The 21,903-nt window shown below is 40.8% G+C and carries 21 protein-coding genes; 17 read left to right on the top strand and 4 right to left on the bottom strand.

From position 1 onward, the window contains the following. Positions 1–18: 18 nt before the first annotated feature. The 13 genes from treC to ACZYRN_RS09925 all read left to right on the top strand — a co-directional run bounded on the left by treC (position 19) and on the right by ACZYRN_RS09925 (position 13,038). Entirely contained in the window at positions 19–1,680 is a 1,662-nt protein-coding gene (gene treC / locus ACZYRN_RS09985) for an alpha,alpha-phosphotrehalase (RefSeq protein WP_488911407.1), read from the top strand. Between the two features lie 49 nt (positions 1,681–1,729). Beyond that, positions 1,730–2,449: a trehalose operon repressor gene (gene treR, locus ACZYRN_RS09980; protein ID WP_488911406.1), complete on the top strand. Its 720-nt coding sequence runs from the start codon at positions 1,730–1,732 to the stop codon at positions 2,447–2,449. A 98-nt stretch (positions 2,450–2,547) separates the two neighbouring features. Then, positions 2,548–3,753, top strand: a complete 1,206-nt coding sequence (locus ACZYRN_RS09975; RefSeq protein ID WP_488911405.1) for an EAL domain-containing protein — start codon at positions 2,548–2,550, stop codon at positions 3,751–3,753. A 55-nt stretch (positions 3,754–3,808) separates the two neighbouring features. After that, entirely contained in the window at positions 3,809–4,039 is a 231-nt protein-coding gene (locus ACZYRN_RS09970) for a hypothetical protein (protein WP_488911404.1), read from the top strand. Between the two features lie 129 nt (positions 4,040–4,168). Beyond that, positions 4,169–4,429: a YkuJ family protein gene (locus ACZYRN_RS09965; protein ID WP_488911402.1), complete on the top strand. Its 261-nt coding sequence runs from the start codon at positions 4,169–4,171 to the stop codon at positions 4,427–4,429. 130 nt (positions 4,430–4,559) lie between these two features. Continuing rightward, positions 4,560–5,000: a cyclic-di-AMP-binding protein CbpB gene (cbpB, locus tag ACZYRN_RS09960; protein ID WP_488911401.1), complete on the top strand. Its 441-nt coding sequence runs from the start codon at positions 4,560–4,562 to the stop codon at positions 4,998–5,000. A 260-nt stretch (positions 5,001–5,260) separates the two neighbouring features. Beyond that, on the top strand, positions 5,261–6,712 hold the full coding sequence (locus ACZYRN_RS09955; RefSeq protein ID WP_488911400.1) for an MDR family MFS transporter: 1,452 nt from the start codon (positions 5,261–5,263) through the stop codon (positions 6,710–6,712). A gap of 6 nt (positions 6,713–6,718) precedes the next feature. Continuing rightward, positions 6,719–7,609, top strand: a complete 891-nt coding sequence (ccpC, locus tag ACZYRN_RS09950; protein ID WP_488911399.1) for a transcriptional regulator CcpC — start codon at positions 6,719–6,721, stop codon at positions 7,607–7,609. A 70-nt stretch (positions 7,610–7,679) separates the two neighbouring features. Next, entirely contained in the window at positions 7,680–8,390 is a 711-nt protein-coding gene (dapD, locus tag ACZYRN_RS09945) for a 2,3,4,5-tetrahydropyridine-2,6-dicarboxylate N-acetyltransferase (protein WP_488911398.1), read from the top strand. 228 nt (positions 8,391–8,618) lie between these two features. Further along, the gene (locus ACZYRN_RS09940; RefSeq protein WP_488911396.1) at positions 8,619–9,740 is read left to right on the top strand and encodes an N-acetyldiaminopimelate deacetylase; all 1,122 of its coding nucleotides are present in this window, start codon (positions 8,619–8,621) and stop codon (positions 9,738–9,740) included. Positions 9,741–9,943: 203 nt separating this feature from the next. Further along, entirely contained in the window at positions 9,944–11,287 is a 1,344-nt protein-coding gene (locus ACZYRN_RS09935) for a cytochrome ubiquinol oxidase subunit I (protein ID WP_488911395.1), read from the top strand. Beyond that, on the top strand, positions 11,284–12,303 hold the full coding sequence (locus ACZYRN_RS09930; protein ID WP_488911394.1) for a cytochrome d ubiquinol oxidase subunit II: 1,020 nt from the start codon (positions 11,284–11,286) through the stop codon (positions 12,301–12,303). Before ACZYRN_RS09935 ends, ACZYRN_RS09930 begins: the two co-directional genes overlap by 4 nt. A gap of 75 nt (positions 12,304–12,378) precedes the next feature. Beyond that, a complete protein-coding gene (locus ACZYRN_RS09925) occupies positions 12,379–13,038 on the top strand; it encodes a potassium channel family protein (RefSeq protein WP_488911393.1) in 660 nt (219 codons plus the stop codon). An 8-nt stretch (positions 13,039–13,046) separates the two neighbouring features. Here ACZYRN_RS09925 and ACZYRN_RS09920 read toward each other — a convergent pair whose 3' ends face one another. The 4 genes from ACZYRN_RS09920 to def all read right to left on the bottom strand — a co-directional run bounded on the left by ACZYRN_RS09920 (position 13,047) and on the right by def (position 16,549). Then, a complete protein-coding gene (locus tag ACZYRN_RS09920; protein ID WP_488911392.1) occupies positions 13,047–13,571 on the bottom strand; it encodes a C39 family peptidase in 525 nt (174 codons plus the stop codon). A gap of 57 nt (positions 13,572–13,628) precedes the next feature. Then, positions 13,629–15,296 (bottom strand): ribonuclease J1, encoded by a 1,668-nt coding sequence (rnjA, locus tag ACZYRN_RS09915; RefSeq protein ID WP_488911391.1) that lies wholly within the window; start codon positions 15,294–15,296, stop codon positions 13,629–13,631. 3 nt (positions 15,297–15,299) lie between these two features. Beyond that, entirely contained in the window at positions 15,300–15,509 is a 210-nt protein-coding gene (locus ACZYRN_RS09910; RefSeq protein ID WP_018392210.1) for a DNA-dependent RNA polymerase subunit epsilon, read from the bottom strand. A gap of 485 nt (positions 15,510–15,994) precedes the next feature. Further along, positions 15,995–16,549 (bottom strand): peptide deformylase, encoded by a 555-nt coding sequence (gene def, locus ACZYRN_RS09905; RefSeq protein ID WP_488911390.1) that lies wholly within the window; start codon positions 16,547–16,549, stop codon positions 15,995–15,997. Between the two features lie 372 nt (positions 16,550–16,921). Here def and pdhA point away from each other — a divergent pair, with 372 nt between their 5' ends. From pdhA to lpdA, 4 genes are all read left to right on the top strand, one after another. Further along, positions 16,922–18,034 (top strand): pyruvate dehydrogenase (acetyl-transferring) E1 component subunit alpha, encoded by a 1,113-nt coding sequence (gene pdhA / locus ACZYRN_RS09900; protein ID WP_488911389.1) that lies wholly within the window; start codon positions 16,922–16,924, stop codon positions 18,032–18,034. 3 nt (positions 18,035–18,037) lie between these two features. Then, on the top strand, positions 18,038–19,015 hold the full coding sequence (locus ACZYRN_RS09895) for an alpha-ketoacid dehydrogenase subunit beta (RefSeq protein WP_488911388.1): 978 nt from the start codon (positions 18,038–18,040) through the stop codon (positions 19,013–19,015). A 74-nt stretch (positions 19,016–19,089) separates the two neighbouring features. Beyond that, entirely contained in the window at positions 19,090–20,451 is a 1,362-nt protein-coding gene (locus ACZYRN_RS09890) for a dihydrolipoamide acetyltransferase family protein (protein WP_488911387.1), read from the top strand. A 3-nt stretch (positions 20,452–20,454) separates the two neighbouring features. After that, positions 20,455–21,864: a dihydrolipoyl dehydrogenase gene (gene lpdA / locus ACZYRN_RS09885; RefSeq protein WP_488911386.1), complete on the top strand. Its 1,410-nt coding sequence runs from the start codon at positions 20,455–20,457 to the stop codon at positions 21,862–21,864. Positions 21,865–21,903: the final 39 nt, after the last annotated feature.

Here is a 21,903-nt window from a genome sequence, read left to right as displayed (position 1 = left end):
TGTGAGGAGGAGATATTTATGAGGGAACAATGGTGGAAAAAAAGTGTTGTTTATCAAATCTATCCGAAGAGTTTTAACGATACGACAGGAAGCGGAACGGGAGATATTCAGGGTATTATTGAAAAATTGGACTACTTACATGATCTCGGAGTCGATGTCTTATGGCTGACACCGATTTACGAATCACCGCAAAAAGACAATGGCTATGATATAAGCGATTATTACAAGGTGAATCCACAGTACGGCACGATGAAGGATATGGAAACATTGCTTTCAGAAGCACACGGCCGCGACATGAAAATCGTAATGGATCTCGTCGTTAATCATACATCGACTGAACATGAGTGGTTCCACAAATCGCGCAATGACAACTCGTCATACAGAGATTATTACATCTGGAAAGATGGCCAAAATGGAGGTCCGCCAAATAACTGGAAATCTAAGTTTGGCGGTTCTGCATGGGCTTATGATGAAGAAAGCGGGCAGTACTATTTGCATTTATTTGATAAAACACAGGCGGATTTAAATTGGGAGAATCCAAATATGCGCCGCGATATATATGACATGATGCATTTCTGGCTGAGAAAAGGGATCGATGGCTTTCGGCTCGATGTGATTAATTTAATTTCGAAGGGCCAGAAATTTCCAGATGATTTTGAAGGAGACGGTCGTCGTTTTTATACGGATGGACCGCGCGTACACGAATTTTTACAGGAAATGAATAAGGAAGTATTTTCTCACTATGACTTGTTGACGGTTGGTGAAATGTCTTCCACATCGATCGAGCACTGCATTCGCTATTCGCACCCGGATTCAAATGAACTGGCCATGACGTTTAACTTTCATCATTTAAAAGCGGATTATCCGAACGGTGAGAAATGGGTGGCAGCACCATTTGATTTTAAGTGGCTGAAGCAGGTCATGTCTGCGTGGCAGGTGAAAATGAATGAAGGAAGCGGCTGGAACGCATTGTTTTGGTGTAATCACGACCAGCCCCGCATCGTAAGCCGATATGGAGAGGACGGACAGTACCGAGAAAAGTCCGCCAAAATGCTGGCAAATGTCATTCATTTTATGAAAGGAACTCCCTACATTTATCAAGGGGAAGAGATGGGTATGACGAACCCGAATTTTGAACGGATTGATCAGTATCGGGACGTAGAATCCCTTAACATGTATACGATTTTAAAGGAACGTGGTCTTTCTGAACAGAACGTGATGACGATTTTAAAGCAAAAATCACGTGATAACAGTCGTACACCTGTTCAGTGGAATGATTCTCTTCATGCGGGCTTTACAAGCGGTACACCTTGGATTGAAACGGCTGCTAATTATAAAGAAATTAATGCGGACATTGTTCAAAAAGATGCACATTCAATTTTTCAACATTATAAACAGCTGATTAAGCTTCGCAAAACACATCCTCTTCTTCGCGAAGGCAGTTACCGTCTTTTAATGCCAGATCATCCAAAGTTATTTGCCTATTTACGTGAAACAGAAGAGGAGAAGTGGATCGTTATAAACAACTTTTTTGCAGAACATGTTTCGTTTACAGTGCCGGATGAGTGGACGGCCTATCAATCAGAGCGTGTGATCACGAATGATCCAGATTCACCGGCTCAATTGTCAAATTGGACGTTATCACCATATGAAAGCACGGTGTACCGTCTGTATAAATAATGTGTATTGTGCTATAGTGGAGTTGAACGACATCATGTAGGTGAACCGGATGAAAAAAAATAAGTATAAGAACATTTATGAAGAATTAGTAGAGAAAATGAAAGACGGCACATTTCAGCCTGGAGAATTGATTCCATCTGAAAATGAACTCGCATTGCAATATGAAACGTCGCGTGAAACGATTCGTAAAGCGTTAACCCATCTCTCACAAAATGGCTATATTCAAAAGCTGCGCGGAAAAGGCTCGGTCGTACTTGACACAAGTCGGGCGAGTTTTCCAATTTCCGGTCTTGTGAGCTTTAAAGAGCTGGCGGAGCAAATGAAAGGCTCGATCTCGACAGCAGTGGAAGAATTTGATCTGATGCAACCGCAACCTTTTTTGCAGCACCAGCTTCAGTGCAGTGCGAAAGATGATGTTTGGAAAGTTATTCGCACACGTACATTCGACGGAGAACGGGTCATTCTTGACAAAGATTTTCTGCTGAAAAAGTACATTCCAATTTTAACAGAAGACATTTGCAAGCAGTCGATTTATGCTTATATTGAGCAGGAACTAGGTTTGACAATCAGCTTTGCGAAAAAAGAAATTGTTGCGGAGCCGTGCACAAAAGAAGATGAGAGGTATTTGGATACGAAGGGTTTTGCACACGTTATTGTTGTGAAAAATTATGTATATTTGGATGATGCAAGTCTATTTCAATATACAGAGTCAAGACACCGGTTAGATAAATTCCGATTTGTTGATTTTGCCAGACGTCATACGAAATGAACCCAGCCCTTAAACAGGCCGGGTTTTTTCATGAAAGCATATCCGAGAAAAGTTATGTATAATAATAAGCGATTTGATGGAAAAAAGGGGGTCCTTCAATGGACGCACTGGAAATAATGAGTAATCTCGATCGGGTCATCCCATATTATCAACCGATCTTTAGCGCTGATGAACACAAAGTTGCCGGCTACGAAGTACTTGGCCGTTATATGGATGGAGAGACGGCAAAGAGTCTTGGCGGCTTTTTTCATGATGAAGATATCCCAGATGAATACCGCCATGAAGTGGAAGATGTTATTTTAAAAAAAGCGCTTGATGCTTATACGGCTGAAAAACAGAACTCTTTTCTATTTATTAATCGTCAGGCATCAGGGCTTCTCGAAGACTACGGTGAATCGTTTCTTGCAACTATCGAAAGCTACACAAATAAAGGCATAAGGTTTGATAAAATTGTACTTGAAATTTCAGAAGCGGAATATAGTCCCTCACTCGCTAACATATTGCGCTACTACAAGACGCTTGGCATCCGCTTGGCAGTGGATCATCTTGGTGAAGTAGAAGGCGATATTCGGCATTTTGCGAATTATTCTCCAGATATATTAAAGGTAAGTCTCCGGGCGCTACGCAAAGATGCGGGAGATCAAACATATAAAAACATTGTGTATTCCTTATCTATGTTTGCACGAAAAATTGGTGCCTCGCTTTTATTTGAAACAGTAGAAGTCGAATACCAACTACAATATGCATGGAAAAATGGAGGCCGCTATTATCAAGGATTTTACCTTGCAGAACCGTCTCCTGTATTTGTACATCGAGATCAGTTAAAAGCCATGCTGCGAGAAAAATGCAGTCAGTTTATTTCTTATGAAAAGCAGGCGCTCAGCAGTGTGTATACACTAGCTGATAAAATTGAAAGGGAGCTCGATATGGTTTTGTCTAAATCAAAATTAGCCTCTAAAGAAAATATTTTGGGAGAAATCGGGCGCCATTTTGGTGATATGTGTTTTCGTCTTTATATATGTGATGAAAATGGTTTTCAACTGACACCTAACTATTTTAAAAAAGACGGCGAGTGGGTGTTTCAGCCAGAATATGTCGATAAAAACTGGAGCTGGCGGCCTTATTTTTTAGAAAATATATTAAGAATGCGAAAAAATGGAGGCGGGCTTATTTCAGATCTATACAGTGACATTGAAACGGGAGAAATGATTCGTACGTTTTCTTGTCCGATCAGAGATAATAAATATTTGTTTTTCGACATACCTTATGAATTTTTGTATGATCAGGAAGGGCTTTTATATTAATGTATGAGAAGAAGAAAAGTGGGGCAGACTAGCAAATATCACGAAGAATAAGAAGGTGGCTGTCATCGCAATTTTTCTTATAGGTTCAATCATTTTACTTGCTGCTGCAATTTTCGGTACAGTGGCAGCTGTGAGACGAGCATCAGCTGGGAAAGTAAAGGATGAGAATGTAGGTCTACTGGTACGTAATCATCCTTATACGCTTAATCCAGTTATTTGGATGTATTTGGCTGCAATAGTGATTTTCTTAGGGATTATACTTATTGTTTGGCTTAGGGGACGCTAACTTTTTAGCGTCTCTTTTTAAGGGAAATCAATGAAAAAAAGGGATAAAAATGTTGGATTATCAAATAGATGTATGGTATATTTCTTGTGCTTACTTAAAGGACTAAGAATCGAAAGGGGTCGACAATATATGTCGCAACTAGTTGGGATTGTACAGCGTTTAAAGTCATTGCAGGAGGGCGGAGAGCAGGGTGAAGTGCAGCAGCGCCTTTTTGAATTGAACGGAAAAATGCTCTGCCAAGTAAAATACTTCCCGAATAAAGATACATTTGAACTTGAAGTATACGATAAAGATGGAAAAGGAAGTAAATACCCGTTTGATGATATTGACATGACCGCAATTGAAATTTTTGAACTACTTCAGGAAGAGAAACAGAAGGATCAGATATAAGGCCAACTGCCATTTGAGAGCCGAATCTTTTTTTATGAAAAGAACGGCTCGTCTGCCTGGCGTATTGTATATAAGGTTTGCTATACTAAAAGTTAAGTTAAGCGCTTACAAAAGGAAAAGGAGAATCAAGATGATTTCCTTCACAAATAAAGATGTATTACAGACAAATATTATGGATTACATTATTTCAGGAGAGAAAGTAGCATTTGTTCAGCGTGGTAACAGCCTTGAGCATGCGCTTCTCATTTTGACGAAAAGTGGCTATACGGCGATTCCTGTGTTGGACACAAAGTACCGTCTTGAAGGATTAATCAGTATTCCGATGATTACGGAAGCAATATTAGGTCTTGAACGAGTTGAATTTGAACGGCTTGAACATATGAAAGTAGAAGAAGTCATGGCGGTGGATAAGCCGAGTTTAACGGTTCATGATCATTTTCGAAAAGCACTCGGTTTGTTAATTAATCATCCTTTTTTGTGTGTGACCGATGAAGAGGGGTATTTTGAGGGGATTTTAACGAGGCGGGTCATTTTAAAACAGTTGAATCATTACATCGATCAGCTGAATTAACGAGGATCTGCCTAAGCGGTAGGTCTTTTTTTGTTGAAGGCTCTGTTATAGAACATTATTGATTTTTGGCTCATTTTAGCTCTGGCTCGATGAAGCGTTTAGAGAAAGCTCGCTTTCTCCTGCGTTTCATCGAGCTAGAGCAACCTTTCAGCTATGCTGAAAGGCGCCCCCCGGAACTGCGGTTCCAGGGCGAAATGAGCTAAAAATCATTTTATCAATAATATTGTTTAACATAGCCTTGTTGAAGGAAGGATTAAATTATGAAAGAAAGACAAACAAACCGGCCGCTCGTACTAGTGGCTGTGATGCTCGTAATGTTTATGAGCGCAATTGAAGCGACAATTGTGGCGACCGCCATGCCAAATATTGTAGCGGATCTCGGTAGTTTTTCGTTATACAGCTGGGTATTTTCAGCCTATTTGTTAATGAACGCAGCGACCGTTTTAATATACGGAAAACTTTCCGATATTTTTGGGCGCCGCCCGGTTTTAGTCATCGGGATCGTCATCTTTTTAATTGGTTCTGTTTTATGCGGTTTTTCGGCATCGATGGAGCAAATAATTTTATTTAGGATTATACAAGGTATAGGCGCTGGGGCGGTCATGCCGGTGGCAACAACGATTGTGGGTGACATTTACACGAAGGAAGAACGGGCGAAAGTACAGGGCTATTTAGCTAGTGTATGGGGTATTTCAGCTGTCTCTGGTCCGGCACTGGGAGGATTGCTTGTTGAATTTGTCTCGTGGCGCTGGGTATTCTGGATGAACGTACCGCTTGGCATTATTTCGATCATTATGCTATTTCTTTTTTTGCATGAAAAAGTGGAGAAAAAGAAACCGAATATTGATTACATCGGAACGGCTTTGTTTTTGATAAGTATATCATCTTTTATGTATCTTCTTGTCGAGGCAGGGAAAACGAAATTGATGATTCCGCTTCTCCTTGTCGGAATGACTTCACTCGTTTTCTTTGTCTTTCATGAGCAGCGGACTGCTGTGCCGATGATGCCATTTCATTTATGGAAAATGCGTCCGATTTTAATTGCTAATCTTGTGTCATTGATGACAGGGATTATGCTGATCGGTATTTCGACCTTTTTACCAATGTATGTGCAAAGTGTAATGGGCAAAAGCGCGACGATAGCAGGGTTCACCTTAACCGCAATGTCCATTGGCTGGCCGATTGCTTCCTCGTTGTCTGGAAGGCTTCTTTTGTTTTTGGGCTACCGGAAGACAACATTGATTGGTGGCGCGGCACTGCTTGCAGGTGGACTTATGTTCGCCTTGATGGATCCATCTTACGGTCCATGGTGGGCGGCTTCTGCATCCTTCGTAACAGGCATTGGCATGGGTCTGACTTCAACAGCCTTTATTGTCTCTATTCAAAATGCAGTCGATTGGGATGAACGGGGAGCAGCAACAGCGTCAAATATGTTTATGCGCAATATCGGCAATACGATTGGTGCTGCACTTCTTGGTGGTATACTGAACATCCGTCTTACTGCTTACTTGCAAAACAATCCGAATGTGCCTGATGGTTTAACAGTCGATTCCATTAATAACCTTTTTGGAGAAGGCGTTCAAATAAATGAATCGGTCCGTTTCATTTTAAGTGAAGGATTGACGACATCGCTGCACAGCGTATACTGGGTCGTTTTTCTATTTGCAGTGGTTTCGTTCCTGCTGCTGTTGTTTTTGAAGAAAGGGGAATAAGAAAATATGTCCTTTTCAGAATTTCGCTTGTTAACAGTGCTTGCAGAAGAAATGAATATGAGAAAAGCAGCGGAGCGTCTGTTCGTCTCTCAGCCGGCATTATCTCAGAGGCTTCAAACGATTGAAAAAGAGTGGACGTACAAAATATTTAACCGTTCAACAAAGGGATTATCTTTAACACCAGCAGGTGAACTTATTGTCGATTATGCAAAAAAAGCACTTGAGAAGAAAGAACGGCTGCTCGAAGAATTGCAATCACTAGAACCACACGTACATGGAACGCTGAAAATTGCTTGTGCGAGCATTGTCGGTCAAAATTGGCTGCCAAAAGTATTAAAGCTCTTTGTTGAACGTTATCCGTATGCGAAAATTCAACTTATGACGGGCTGGAGCAGTGAAATTTTAAAAGAGCTGTATGAAGGTGACGTTCATATTGGAATCATTCGCGGCACACCTGAATGGAAGGGACGTAAAATTCATTTGTTTGAAGATCCGCTTTATTTAGTTGATAAAGACATTCAGGATGTAGAAGAAGTGTTAACGACAGAAAAACCGTTTATTCAATTTAAAAGTGATTCAAATTATGACCAAGAAATTCAAGAATGGTGGCATAATCGATTTCAGGTAACACCAAAGCGCTCCATTGTTGTTGATCAAATTGAAACATGCCGGCAAATGGCGTTTAATGGAATCGGTTATGCGATTTTGCCGGCGATTACGCTATCAAATCAAGAAAATAACTTGTATAAAACACCGCTCCTAGACCGCGATGGAGAACCGATCCAGCGGGACACATGGATGCTTGGCTATGATGCTGCATTTGAACTGCGGCAAGTGAAAGCCTTTGTTGAAACGGTTGAACGGTTTATGGAACATTCGGATGAAAATTGCTTGTGAAAATTGCTTCACTTTGGTAAAGTAAAGGCAGAAAATTTATTATAAGAAGTCTGGGGAGGAATACATAACGATGAAAATGATGGATGCACATGAAATTATTTCATTTATTAGTAACAGTACGAAATCAACACCAGTTAAAGTGTATGTAAACGGTGATATTGAAGCAATCAACTTTGGCGCTTCAGCAAAAGTGTTTGGGGAAGGTAAATCCGTTATCGTATTTGGTGAATGGGCTGAAATATCAGAGGCACTTGAACAAAATAAAGATAAAATCACGGATTATGTTGTTGAAAATGACCGCCGTAACTCAGCGATTCCGTTGCTTGACATGAAAAATATTAAAGCGCGTATTGAGCCGGGTGCTATTATTCGCGATCAAGTTGAAATTGGTGACAATGCGGTTATTATGATGGGGGCTTCAATTAATATTGGCTCTGTTATTGGTGAAGGTACGATGATTGACATGAATGCAATCCTTGGTGGCCGGGCAACAGTTGGTAAGAATTGCCATGTAGGTGCGGGCGCTGTGCTGGCGGGTGTTATTGAGCCGCCATCTGCATCACCGGTTGTGCTTGAAGATAACGTATTGATCGGCGCTAACGCTGTCGTACTTGAAGGCTGCCGTATTGGTGAGGGCTCCGTCATTGCTGCAGGCGCTATCGTAACAGAAGATATTCCGCCATTCTCGGTTGCTGTTGGAGCACCGGCGCGTGTTATTAAACAAATTGATGATAAAACAAAATCAAAAACAGAAATTATGCAAGAACTCCGTAAACTGTAAGAGCGGTGGGGAAGAACGCGTGGGCAGTTGCCTGCGCGTTCTTTTTAAAAAGGTTTTGTTATACGTTGTTCATTTTAGGATCATGCTAGCTAGCTCTATGGAACGTTAGAGAAAGAGTAAGGCGTACGTTCTTCTTGCGTTTTACAGTGCCTGGGATGAATGAGCTTAAAATCGTTTGATCAACACTATCGTTTAACATACCCTTTAAAAAAGAGGAGGACTTTGCACATGAACCGGTTTATAGATATTCGCCGCGATCTCCATCGAATTCCCGAGCTTGGCTTTGAAGAGGTGAAAACACAACAGTATTTATTGGCCTATTTACATACACTGCCGCAGAACCGAATTAAACTAAAAAAGTGGCGTACAGGCATTATTGTTAAATTAGAAGGGTTGAAACCGACGAAAACAATCGGCTGGCGTGCTGATATCGACGGTTTACCGATTATTGAAAAAACAGATCTCCCGTTTTCATCCGTACACGAAGGACGGATGCATGCCTGTGGACATGACTTTCATATGAGCATTGCTCTCGGTGTTGTCACACATTTTGCTGAAAATCCAATCAATGATAATCTTGTTTTTATCTTTCAACCGGCAGAAGAAGGACCGGGCGGTGCGGAGCCGCTTATGGCGTCTGAAGAGCTGCAAACATGGATGCCTGATGAAATTTATGCATTGCACATTGCACCGGAACATCCAGCCGGTACTATTGCAACAAAGCCGGGGCTTTTGTTTGCGAACACGTCGGAGTTATTTATTGATTTTAAAGGAAAGGGAGGCCATGCAGCTTACCCGCATGAAACAAAAGATATGGTAGTTGCAGCATCCTACTTCGTTACCCAATTACAATCGATTGTATCTAGAAATGTGGATCCGCTCGACAGCGCGGTTGTAACAATTGGTAAAATGACAGCTGGTACCGTGCAAAATGTCATTGCCGATCATGCGCGTCTAGAAGGGACAATCCGCACGTTATCACCCGAAGCGATGATAAAGGCAAAAGCACGTGTTCAAGCACTATTAAAGGGCATTGAAGTATCCTTTGAATGCGAGTCGGAAATTGATAATGGAAGCGGCTATTATCAAGTATTTAATGATCCAGAAGTGACGGACCGATTCATTCAATTTGCTAAAGCGCAAACGGATATTCAGTTCGTTCATTCACGTGAAGCAATGACAGGTGAAGATTTCGGCTTTATGTTAAAAGAGATACCAGGCATGATGTTTTGGCTAGGTGTTGGGTCAGAATACGGTTTACACCATGCAAAATTGAATCCGGATGAAGCTGCTATTGAAACGGCAATCTCATTTATTACACGCTATTTTACTGTTCTTGGACATAAGTAATTTACATAAAAGACACATTGAGGCCTAACTTAACTGTTAGGCCTTAATGTGTCTTTATATAAAAACGGATAACTTTTGTGAATGATTGTGAAACTTGTCACAAAATAGTCATACCCCATTTATAGCATTGTTATTGTTTTCGGTTTACAATACGGATAGCGTGATAATTTTATTTAAATTGAATCACTCAGGAGGTCGTATAAATGGAACTCGACAGCGTCATGCTCAGCCGGATGCTGACAACAATGACATTAATGTTTCATATTATTTTTGCGATGATTGGCGTAGGTGTACCGGTTATGATTGCTATTGCTGAATTTATCGGTATTAAGAAAAATGATCCATATTATTTATTATTGGCAAGGCGTTGGGCGCGCGGTTTTACGATTACAGTCGCTGTAGGCGTCGTAACGGGAACAGCGATTGGTTTACAGTTGTCACTTTTATGGCCAAGCTTTATGGAAGTAGCAGGACAAGTTATTGCTTTGCCATTGTTTATGGAAACATTTGCATTTTTCTTTGAAGCGATCTTTCTGGGTATTTACTTGTATACATGGGACCGGTTTAAAGGAAAATGGACACACTGGTTCTTAACGATTCCTATTATGATTGGGTCATCGGCGTCTGCATTGTTTATTACAACCGTAAATGCATTTATGAATACGCCGCAAGGATTTGATTTAAAGGATGGTCAGGCAGTTAATATTGATCCAATTGCGGCGATGTTAAATCCGGCCACACCATCAAAAGTGTTTCATGTCGTTTCTACATCATACATGACGTCTGCAGCCATTTTAGCAGCGATTGTTGCGTTTGCTATTTTAAAAGGAAAACGCAGTCAATATGAGAAAAAAGCCCTTCGCTTAACTGTTACATGCACATTACTATTTTCGGTTCTTACAGCCATCGCGGGTGATGTATCAGCGAAATTTTTAGCGGAAGTGCAGCCAGAAAAATTAGCCGCTGCTGAGTGGCATTTTGAAACGGAAGAAGGAGCAGATATCATTTTCTTCGGAACACTTAATGAAGACGGAGAAATCGAGAATGAAATTCGTGTTCCAAAACTGTTAAGCTTTCTCGCAGGTAATTCATTTGATACGGAAGTAATTGGGTTAAATGAAACACCTGAAGATGAACGTCCACCACTTTGGATTCATTATATGTTTGACATAATGGTCAGCATTGGCATGTTTGTTATGGCGGTAACGGCGCTCTTTGTTATCATGAGTAGAGTGAAAAAATGGAATGAATGGAACAAACCGCTTTTATGGGCGATTGTGGCATCAGGACCGCTATCTCTTATTGCCTATGAAGCGGGATGGATTTTAGCTGAAGTGGGGCGCCAGCCGTGGATTTTACGCGGTTATATGACAGTGGCGGAAGCAGCGACAAGAAACGATGATGTAGGCATTACGTTTGTTATGTTTGCTTTGCTTTACCTCGTGCTCGGTGTGATGACAGTAATTGTATTGATTAAAATGTTTAAAAATTCGCCGGCAGAAGCAGAACTTGAAAAACGCTTTCCAAATGGGGAGGGATCGGCATGAATTTAGAAATTCTCGGGATCACGGTTCTATGGACCTTTTTGTATGGTTATTTAATTGTATCGTCTATTGATTTCGGTGCCGGTTTTTTTGCTTTTTATGCCAGGTGGAAGAAAAAAGACCATATTATGAATGATCTTATTTCACGTTACTTATCACCTGTATGGGAAGTAACGAATGTTTTTTTCGTCTTCTTTTTCGTTGGCATTGTCGGTTTTTTTCCGGCAACAGCTTACTATTTTGGAACAGCACTTCTAATTCCAACAAGTGTCGCGATTATTCTACTTGCGATTCGTGGTTCGTTTTATGCGTTTAATAATTATGGTTCGCGTGATAGTATAGTGTACCTTTTCTTATACGGAGCGACAGGATTATTAATTCCAGCTTCGTTATCAACTGTACTGACAATCTCTGAAGGGGGCTTCTTAGCCGTTACGGATAATAATGTGACATTCCTTGCTAAAGAGTTGTTCACAAGTCCGTTTTCATGGAGTGTTGTCTTTTTATCTATCGTATCCGTTTTATATATTAGCGCCATGTTTTTAACGTATTATGCAGATCGTGCGAATGATAGACAGGCACGCCGGACGATCCGCCAGTTCGCGCTGTTCTGGAGCATGCCGACAATTGTGGCAAGCCTCCTTGTCTTTATATCCCTGCAAATGCACAATCCAGAACATTATAATAGAGCTGTAACAGAATATTGGTGGATGTTTGGGTTATCTCTTCTCTGTTTCGGTATTGCTTCTTGGTTTATTTACACAGGAAAAAAATATGGAACGGCGTTTATTATGGTGATGCTGCAGTTTTTCTTCGCTTTTTTTGGCTACGGAGCCTCTCATTTGCCGTATATTTTGTATCCATATATTACAGTTCATGAAAACGTAACGAATGAAACAATGGCGTTGGCACTCGTTATTGCCTTTATTTTAGGCTTGCTCTTGCTTATTCCTTCACTTATCTTGTTGATGAAACTGTTCCTATTCGATGCAGATTATGTAAAAGGAAAAAAGAAATAAGCACAGTTTTGAAGAAATCATGGTAAACTTTCATAATAGGAACCATTCTTTAGTATGGACAGCGGGGGAATGAATATGAAAAAAGAATTTGTCGTTATTGGCCTCGGTCGTTTTGGCAGCAGTATTTGCAGAGCACTGAGCGAGCAGGGAATGGAAGTGATGGCGATTGATAGAGATGAAGACCGAGTGAATGAATTCGCCTCGATTGCATCCCATGCTGTTGTTGCAGATACGACAGATGAATCTGTATTAAAAAGCCTTGGCATTCGCAACTTTGACCATGTAATTGTTGCGATTGGGGATGATATTCAATCAAGCATTTTGACGACGCTCATGTTAAAAGAAGTTGGCGTTAAAAAAGTAACAGCAAAAGCACAGAATGATTACCATGAAAAAGTGTTAGTGAAAATTGGCGCGGATCAAGTTGTTCATCCGGAACGGGACATGGGGCGGCGTATTGCAAACAATATTGTGTCAAATAATGTACTTGATTATTTAGAGCTTTCTGATGAACATTCTATTAAAGAACTTATTGCAAATGACGCTCTTGCAGGGAACACCATCATTGATCTTGATATACGTGTTCGATATGGAATTAACATTGTTGCTATTAAGCGGGGAAAAGAAATCATCGTCTCACCACAGGCGGATGAAACAATCATTTTGAATGACATTTTAATTATTATCGGAGCAGATAGAGATATTGACCGTTTTGAGAAAAAAATGAATGATTAAATCCCACCTCACAGTGGGATTTTTTGTGAATCAGGTGGTGTAATAAGGACGAAGCGGAGTATAGAAGACTGCTTTTTATACGATATGCATTTTTGTTTACTATCGCGGCCAAGTCCCCCGTTGTCGTGAAAAAATAAAATAATCTCCCCATCCTTTATTTTATAGCCAGTTAAGACAACCCAGTGATACGCATATAAGGGGTTTGAAAAAAAACGAAGGGAAAAATATTTATCGAATTTTGCTGCAACAGGGTGGCCTTTTTGCAGTTCAGCTACTACTTCATCGATTCGATTTGTACTTTTCACTTGCCAGTCTGGGCCAAGAAGACGGCGAAGCTTATAAACCATCATAAAACGAAATAGACCGATCGGTGTCGTGCACAGTGATGTGTACAATTCATTCACATGAAGCGGATAATTGTTATTAAACCAATAGTTTAATATAACGGAAACAGTAACGGGTCCGCAGGCTGAAGAGCGGAATTGCGGCTTTATTGTATCATCGTACTGCGATTTTCCTTTCACAGGAATCATGATAAGTACCTCCAATCAAAAAGAACTTTCCAATAAACGGAAAGTTCTTTTGTTATGTTATACTTCCATAATGATAGGTAAAATCATTGGACGGCGTTTTGTTCTTTCATAGAGAAACGGCGAAAGCGTATCGGTAATTTCATTCTTAATATCGGACCATTGAGTTGTACTACTAATAAGCAATTGCTTAATATGACGATTTAATACTGATTGTGCTTCATAAATTAAGTCGCCTGATTCACGCATGTAGACAAATCCACGTGAAATAATATCGGGACCGGCTTCAATTTTATTTGTTGTTTTATTAATGCTTACAACGACAATCACAAGGCCTTCTTCTGATAAAATACGGCGGTCACGCAAAACGATGTTGCCGATATCGCCAATACCGCTTCCATCAATGTAAACAGAACCGGATTGAATGCGGCCAGCAACGTGAGCTTCCTCTTTTGAAAGAGCAAGAACATCTCCATTATCCATAATAAAGCAGTTTTCTTCAGGTACACCGCAGTCGATTGCATGCTGACAGTGTGTCTTTTGCATCCGGTATTCACCATGAATGGGCATGAAGAATTTAGGTTTTATAAGACTGAGCATTAACTTTTGCTCTTCCTGACTTCCATGGCCGGATGTGTGAATGTTATTAAGCGGTCCGTGAATGACATCCGCACCAGCACGTGACAACGCATTAATAATTCTATTTACGCTTACCGTATTCCCTGGAATAGGGGAGGATGAAAAGACAACGGTATCTTTTGGCTGAATTTGAATTTGACGATGGGAGCCGTTCGCGATACGCGAAAGGGCCGCCATTGGTTCTCCTTGGCTGCCTGTACAAAGAATCGTGACTTTGTTAGCCGGCAATTTATTCAATTGGTGTGTATCGACAAATGTGTCTTTAGGGCAGTGAATGTAACCTAACTGTTGGCCGAGCGTAATGGCATTATCCATACTTCGTCCAAATACACCGACTTTTCGACCGTCTTCAACCGCTGCTTCGACTACTTGCTGTAATCGATGAATATTTGATGCGAACGTCGCGAAAATAAGCCGGCCTTCCACTTTACGAAAGATATTGCGGATGCTTTCACCGACTTTGCGTTCTGACATTGTAAAGTTAGGCACTTCACTGTTCGTACTATCAGAGAGGAGACAAAGTACACCTTCTTTTCCGATCTCCGCTATTTTGGTTAAGTTTGCAGGTTCACCGACTGGCGTAAAATCAAATTTAAAATCTCCGGTATGCACGATGTTTCCTTGAGGTGTTTTAACGACAACACCATATGAATCCGGAATACTATGCGTTGTTCGGAAAAAAGAAACGGACGTTTTCCGGAATTTAATTACATCATCTTCTACGATTTCATGAAGACGTGCGCGGCGCAGAAGCCCATGCTCATCCAGCTTATTGCGAAGCAGGCCGAGAGCAAGTTTTCCGCCGTATACAGGTACATTGACAACACGCAGCAAATAAGGGATACCACCGATATGGTCTTCATGACCGTGTGTGACGAACAATCCTTTAATTTTATCTGCATTTTTTTCTAAGTATGAATAGTCGGGAATCACATAATCGATTCCAAGCAGTTCATCTTCTGGAAATTTTATTCCGGAATCAATTAAAATAATTTCATCTTGAAATTGGACAGCATACATGTTTTTACCGATTTCACCCAAACCGCCGAGGGCAAAAACAGCTGTTTGATCATTTTTTACAAACTTCATACTTTACAGCTGCTCCACTTTATAGTTTGGCGACTGTTTCTCATATTCGAGATGAGATTCATTCACCAATTGAACAAATTCAATATTATAGGGGCGGTTTTTTAATGCGTGACGAACGGCGCGTTCTGAATCTGCTTCTGCGTATAACGATTTCGTATTTTCACGAACGGGTACCTCTGAATAATCTTCTTGATAGTATACTTTGTAAATCATGAACTTCTCTCCTTTTTCCGAAGTAATATATAAACCGCTCGAGAGCGGTTCTTCTCAGGATGTTAATGTTTTTTAATATGCGGCGATGTTAAACAGTATTGTCGATCAAACGATTTTTGGCTCATTTTGTCCTGGAACAAAAGTTCAGAACGCCTTTCAGCCATGGTGAAAGAGTGCTAGAGCTATAAATTGATCCAAAAAGCAACAATGTTCTATAATAGAGCCTATTATATAGAAAAAAAGATGTTTTTACACGAAATGAACATCTTCAGTCTCTTACATAAAGACAGCCCTTCGTTTCGGAAGGGCTTAACCATTCAATGTTATGCGATTGTTTTTCTTCTGAGCATATCTTTCCACTGTTTTACAAGCTTTTTTTTAAGCTTTTTTAACATTGTGGATCACTCCCTAAAGCCATTTTATCATACACACAGCTTTATGAAAAGAAAAATGGGTATTCTTAGAATGAACAATGTTTATGCATATTATCTTTCAATAGGACACGCATTCTCTTCTACATAGAATGGGTCATTTTGATTAATGTGGTCGTAAAATAAGACACCATTTAAATGATCAATCTCATGCTGAATACAGATGGCAGGCAGTCCTTTTAAACGAAATTTAACATCATCACCCGCAAGTGTCGTTCCTTTAATTGTGACACGTGCATAGCGATGAACGTATCCAGGTATATCACGGTCAACCGACAAACACCCTTCCCCACTTGTTAAAAATGCTTTTTCTACCGAGTGGCTCACAATTTTCGGATTGAAAAGGGCATAACTGATTAATGCACCTTTTTCATCTTTTACATGAATCGCAATCATTCTTTTTGATACACCAATTTGTGGAGCGGCAAGACCGATACCGGGGCGAAGTCCATGTTTTTCAGCAATTTTCGGATCCTGGCTATTTTGCACATAGTCCATTAGCGAAGCAAGTACTTCCTTGTCTTCAGCTGAAGCAGGAAGCGGTACATCGCTCGCTTTTTTACGCAGGACAGGTTCTCCTTCACGTACAATATTGTTCATTTTAATCATCAGTATACCTTCCTTTTTACGATTGGTGTACTTATCTTATCAAAAAGTGTGCAAAATGTTAATGACGCATATCATGTGTTTTGAAAAGTAAGGAAAGGGAAAAAGAGGAAGGCAGGTAGATAAACGTAATGTATAACAGATGTTAAAAGCGCTTCCTTTTTATAATACAGGTTGCGAATACAAACTGATACAGGTATTCTTTTTTGAGAGCTATATAAGAAAAATATTTTGATTTGACGTAGTAAACATGATGTTATAAACTGATGATCATAGCTTTATATTGTATTAGTATGAGTTTTAAAACAACTGATACAGTAAATTATAAATAAAAAAATAGTTGTGTAACCAATAATGAAAGGATAGGTGACGATCATGAGTGTAAAGAAAACGGCTCAGTTCGATCCACAAAAAACACTTGAATCGATTGAAAATCAAATTGAAATGATCCAAGTTTTAAATGAAGAAGGAAAAATTGTGAATGAAGAGGCTATGCTGGAAATGCCGGATGAAGCGCTTCAAGAGTTAATGACGCGTATGGTTTATACACGTGTTCTTGACCAGCGTTCCATATCGCTTAATCGTCAAGGCCGACTAGGTTTTTATGCGCCGACTGCTGGACAGGAGGCATCACAAATCGCCTCTCATTACGCACTTGAAAAAGCCGATTGGATTTTACCAGGTTATCGTGATGTACCACAAATCTTTTGGCATGGGCTTCCGCTTTGGAAAGCGTTCTTATTTTCACGTGGACATTTTGTTGGTAATCAGGCACCTGAAGGCGTAAATGTATTGTCTCCACAAATTATTATTGGTGCACAGTATGTTCAAAATGCAGGTGTGGCACTTGGATTGAAAAAACGCGGCAAAAAAGCAGTTGCTGTAACATATACAGGTGATGGCGGTTCTTCACAAGGCGATTTCTATGAAGGAATTAACTTTGCAGGAGCATTCAATGCCCCAGCGATCTTCATCGTGCAAAACAACCAATTTGCGATCTCAACACCGCGTGAAAAGCAAACTGCGGCGAAAACGATCGCTCAAAAAGGAATTGCTGCTGGTATCCCATTTGTTCTTGTTGATGGTATGGATCCACTTGCTGTATATACAGTCGTGAAAGAAGCCCGTGAGCGCGCAATCAATGGGGGCGGCCCGACATTGATTGAAACAGTGTGTTACCGTTATGGCCCGCATACAATGGCTGGTGACGATCCAACACGCTATCGTACTTCTGATCTTGATACAGAATGGGAGAAAAAAGATCCGCTCGTTCGCTTCCGTAAATACCTTGAAGAAAAAGGCTTATGGAATGAAGAGAAAGAAACAGAAGTAATTGAACGCGCAAAAGAAGAAATTAAAGATGCGATTAAAAAAGCAGATGAAACACCAAAACAAAAAGTAACAGATTTAATGGCAAACATGTATGACGAAATGCCAGCTAATCTGAAAGAACAATATGAAATTTATACTGCAAAGGAGTCGAAGTAAGCCATGGCACAAATGACAATGATTCAAGCGATTACGGATGCCTTGCGCGTAGAACTAAAAAATGACGAAAACGTACTAGTCTTCGGTGAAGACGTTGGCGTTAACGGAGGGGTGTTCCGTGCAACAGAAGGTCTTCAAAAAGAATTTGGAGAAGAACGAGTATTTGATACACCGCTTGCGGAGTCAGGAATCGGCGGTCTAGCGGTCGGTCTTGCTCTTGAGGGTTTTCGTCCTGTACCAGAAATTCAATTTTTTGGTTTCGTCTATGAAGTAATGGATTCCGTGAGTGGACAGCTTGCACGTATGCGCTACCGTTCTGGCGGCGTTTATTCGGCTCCTGTGACAATCCGTTCTCCTTTTGGCGGCGGCGTTCATACACCTGAACTTCATGCGGACAGCTTGGAAGGGTTAATGGCTCAACAGCCAGGCTTGAAAGTGGTTATTCCTTCATCACCGTACGATGCAAAAGGACTTTTAATTTCTGCAATCCGTGACAACGACCCGGTTATTTTTCTTGAGCACATGAAATTGTACCGCTCATTCCGTGAAGACGTGCCAGAAGAAGAATACACAATTCCTCTTGGCAAAGCAGCTGTAAAGCGCGAAGGGTCTCATTTGTCAATCATTACATATGGTGCAATGGTTCATGAATCATTGAAGGCAGCTGAAGCACTTGAAAAAGAAGGTCACTCTGTTGAAGTCATTGATCTTCGTACGATTCAACCGCTAGATATCGAAACAATTATTGCCTCTGTTGAAAAAACGGGTCGTGCAATTGTCGTACAAGAAGCACAAAAACAGGCTGGTATTGCAGCGAATGTTGTCGCTGAAATTAATGAGCGTGCGATCTTGAGTCTTGAAGCGCCTGTTCTTCGCGTTGCAGCACCCGATACAGTCTTCCCGTTTTCACAAGCGGAAACTGTATGGCTGCCTAACTATAAAGATGTGATTGAAACGGCTAAAAAAGTACTTGAATTTTAATGAATAGATCACATTAGAAAATGAGGGTCCACGTGCCTTCTAATCTAAACTGACTATAGAGGAGGATGAATACATTGGCATTTGAATTTAAACTACCGGACATCGGAGAGGGAATTCATGAAGGTGAAATTGTCAAATGGTTCGTAAAGCCAGGCGATAAAGTACAGGAAGACGACGTGCTTTGCGAAGTTCAAAATGATAAAGCAGTGGTTGAAATTCCGTCACCTGTTGCTGGAACGGTAGAAGATATACTTGTTGCTGAGGGTGCTACGGCCATTGTGGGCGATACATTGATTAAACTTGATGCACCAGGTTATGAAGATTTGAAGTTTAAAGGCAGCCATGAAGATGAAGGAGCCGCTGAAACAGAAGAGCAAGTTCAATCAACAGCGGAAACAGGTCAAAATATAGATAAAACACCAGCAGAAGAAACAAAACAAGCATCGGTTGAAACGACAGGGGCAGCCGGCCAGCCGCAAGCCGATACATCAGAAGCAGATCCGAATCGTCGGGTTATTGCTATGCCATCTGTACGTAAATATGCGCGTGAAAAAGATGTCAATATTACACTTGTATCAGGAAGCGCTAAAAATGGCCGTATCCTAAAAGAAGATATCGATCAATACCTTCAAAAAGGTCCTGAAGCAACTGAACAGCAGGTACAAGAAAAAGTGAAAGAAGCGGAAGTGCAAGAATCAACACCAGTTGCAGCATCGGTCATTCCTGAAGGGGAATTCCCGGAAACACGCGAAAAAATGAGCGGAATCCGCAAAGCGATCGCCAAAGCAATGGTTAATTCAAAACAAACCGCACCACACGTTACACTAATGGACGAAATTGAAGTAACAAAATTATGGGCGCACCGTAAAAAATTCAAAGAAGTAGCGGCGGAAAAAGGCGTGAAATTAACATTCCTTCCATATGTTGTGAAAGCTTTAACGAGCGCACTTCGTGAATATCCGGCTTTAAACACCTCCATTGATGATGCAACAAGCGAAATCGTTCACAAGCATTACTATAATATCGGAATTGCAGCAGACACAGATAAAGGATTAATGGTACCAGTTGTGAAAAATGCAGATCGTAAATCAATGTTCACTATTTCCAATGAAATTAATGAGCTTGCCGTAAAAGCACGTGACGGTAAACTGGCACCGGCAGAAATGAGAGGTGCATCTTGCACGATTACCAATATCGGGTCAGCTGGAGGCCAATGGTTTACGCCGGTTATTAACCATCCGGAAGTGGCGATCTTAGGAATTGGCCGAATTGCTGAAAAAGCAATTGTGAAAAATAGTGAAATTATTGCCGCACCTGTGTTAGCATTATCATTGAGCTTTGATCATCGGATGATTGATGGAGCGACAGCACAACATGCATTGAATCATATTAAGCGGTTGTTGAACGACCCAGAACTTTTACTAATGGAGGCGTAATAAATGGTAGTAGGAGATTTCCCAATTGAAACAGACACTATAGTTATTGGTTCAGGTCCTGGTGGATATGTAGCCGCTATTCGTGCAGCACAGCTTGGACAAAAAGTGACCATCGTTGAAAAAGAAAATTTGGGAGGCGTTTGTTTAAACGTAGGCTGTATTCCTTCAAAAGCTCTTTTAACAGCAGCTCATCGCTTTGATCAGGCGAAGCATTCAGATGATATCGGTATTGTCAGTGAAAATGTGACTGTGAATTTTGAAAAAGTTCAAAAGTGGAAAGGCAGCGTTGTTAAGAAATTAACAGGCGGCGTTGAAGGATTGCTAAAAGGGAACAAAGTAGAAATTGTACGCGGTGAAGCTTATTTTAACGATGCGAATACACTTCGCGTTATGACAGACAGCTCTGCTCAAACGTACAACTTTAAAAATGCAATCATTGCAACAGGGTCACGGCCAATCGAAATTCCAAACTTCAAGTTTTCAAAACGTGTTCTTGATTCAACAGGTGCGCTTGCACTTCAAGAGATTCCGAAAAAGTTGGTCGTTATTGGCGGCGGCTATATCGGATCAGAATTGTCAACAGCATTTGCAAATTTCGGTTCTGAAGTAACCATTCTTGAAGGTGCCCCTGAAATTCTAGGCGGCTTTGAAAAACAGATGTCTGCTATTGTTAAACGCAGTATGAAGAAAAAAGGTGTATCCATTGTAACAAAAGCGATGGCAAAATCATCAGAAGAAACAGAGAATGGCGTAAAAGTAACATACGAAGCAGGCGGTAAAGAAGAAACAATTGAAGCTGATTACGTGCTTGTTACAGTAGGCCGTCGTCCAAACACGGATGAACTTGGACTTGAAGGCGCTGGTATTAAAATGACAGACCGTGGAGTAATCGAAGTAGATAAACAGTGCCGTACGAGCGTTGAAAATATTTTTGCGATCGGTGATATTATTGCGGGACCACCGCTTGCCCACAAAGCATCTTATGAAGGTAAAATTGCTGCAGAAGCAATCAGTGGTGAAAAATCCGAAATCGATTATTTGGGAATTCCAGCTGTCTGCTTTACAGAACCTGAGTTGGCAACAGTCGGTTATACAGAAGCACAAGCAAAAGAAGAAAAAATGGATGTAGTAGCAGCTAAGTTTCCATTTGCTGCGAATGGACGTGCACTTGCACTTAACAGTACAGAAGGTTTTGTTAAAATCATAGCGCGTAAAGAAGATGGCCTTGTAATTGGTGCTCAAATTGCAGGTACAGGTGCATCAGACATGATATCTGAACTTGGCCTTGCCATTGAAGCAGGCATGACACTTGAAGATATTGCGATGACCATTCATGCACATCCAACACTCGCTGAAATGACGATGGAAGCAGCAGAAGTTGCGCTTGGAACACCTATTCATGTTGTGAAATAATAAAATAAACGACTTGTATCCCCCTATTTACTATACAAT

Source organism: Domibacillus sp. F004, from assembly GCF_057814295.1.
This window is presented reverse-complemented; position numbering and strand designations above follow the sequence as displayed.

Bases quoted from the DNA above. Each gene is read 5' to 3' on its own strand.
- ACZYRN_RS09910 (WP_018392210.1), bottom strand. From the start codon at position 15,509: ATGATTTACAAAGTATACTATCAAGAAGATTATTCAGAGGTACCCGTT.
- ccpC (WP_488911399.1), top strand. From the start codon at position 6,719: ATGTCCTTTTCAGAATTTCGCTTGTTAACAGTGCTTGCAGAAGAAATG.
- ACZYRN_RS09920 (WP_488911392.1), bottom strand. From the start codon at position 13,571: ATGATTCCTGTGAAAGGAAAATCGCAGTACGATGATACAATAAAGCCG.
- def (WP_488911390.1), bottom strand. From the start codon at position 16,549: ATGATTAAAATGAACAATATTGTACGTGAAGGAGAACCTGTCCTGCGT.
- dapD (WP_488911398.1), top strand. From the start codon at position 7,680: ATGAAAATGATGGATGCACATGAAATTATTTCATTTATTAGTAACAGT.
- ACZYRN_RS09930 (WP_488911394.1), top strand. From the start codon at position 11,284: ATGAATTTAGAAATTCTCGGGATCACGGTTCTATGGACCTTTTTGTAT.
- ACZYRN_RS09935 (WP_488911395.1), top strand. From the start codon at position 9,944: ATGGAACTCGACAGCGTCATGCTCAGCCGGATGCTGACAACAATGACA.
- treR (WP_488911406.1), top strand. From the start codon at position 1,730: ATGAAAAAAAATAAGTATAAGAACATTTATGAAGAATTAGTAGAGAAA.
- ACZYRN_RS09955 (WP_488911400.1), top strand. From the start codon at position 5,261: ATGAAAGAAAGACAAACAAACCGGCCGCTCGTACTAGTGGCTGTGATG.
- ACZYRN_RS09925 (WP_488911393.1), top strand. From the start codon at position 12,379: ATGAAAAAAGAATTTGTCGTTATTGGCCTCGGTCGTTTTGGCAGCAGT.
- ACZYRN_RS09975 (WP_488911405.1), top strand. From the start codon at position 2,548: ATGGACGCACTGGAAATAATGAGTAATCTCGATCGGGTCATCCCATAT.
- lpdA (WP_488911386.1), top strand. From the start codon at position 20,455: ATGGTAGTAGGAGATTTCCCAATTGAAACAGACACTATAGTTATTGGT.
- ACZYRN_RS09965 (WP_488911402.1), top strand. From the start codon at position 4,169: ATGTCGCAACTAGTTGGGATTGTACAGCGTTTAAAGTCATTGCAGGAG.
- cbpB (WP_488911401.1), top strand. From the start codon at position 4,560: ATGATTTCCTTCACAAATAAAGATGTATTACAGACAAATATTATGGAT.
- treC (WP_488911407.1), top strand. From the start codon at position 19: ATGAGGGAACAATGGTGGAAAAAAAGTGTTGTTTATCAAATCTATCCG.
- pdhA (WP_488911389.1), top strand. From the start codon at position 16,922: ATGAGTGTAAAGAAAACGGCTCAGTTCGATCCACAAAAAACACTTGAA.
- ACZYRN_RS09940 (WP_488911396.1), top strand. From the start codon at position 8,619: ATGAACCGGTTTATAGATATTCGCCGCGATCTCCATCGAATTCCCGAG.
- ACZYRN_RS09895 (WP_488911388.1), top strand. From the start codon at position 18,038: ATGGCACAAATGACAATGATTCAAGCGATTACGGATGCCTTGCGCGTA.
- rnjA (WP_488911391.1), bottom strand. From the start codon at position 15,296: ATGAAGTTTGTAAAAAATGATCAAACAGCTGTTTTTGCCCTCGGCGGT.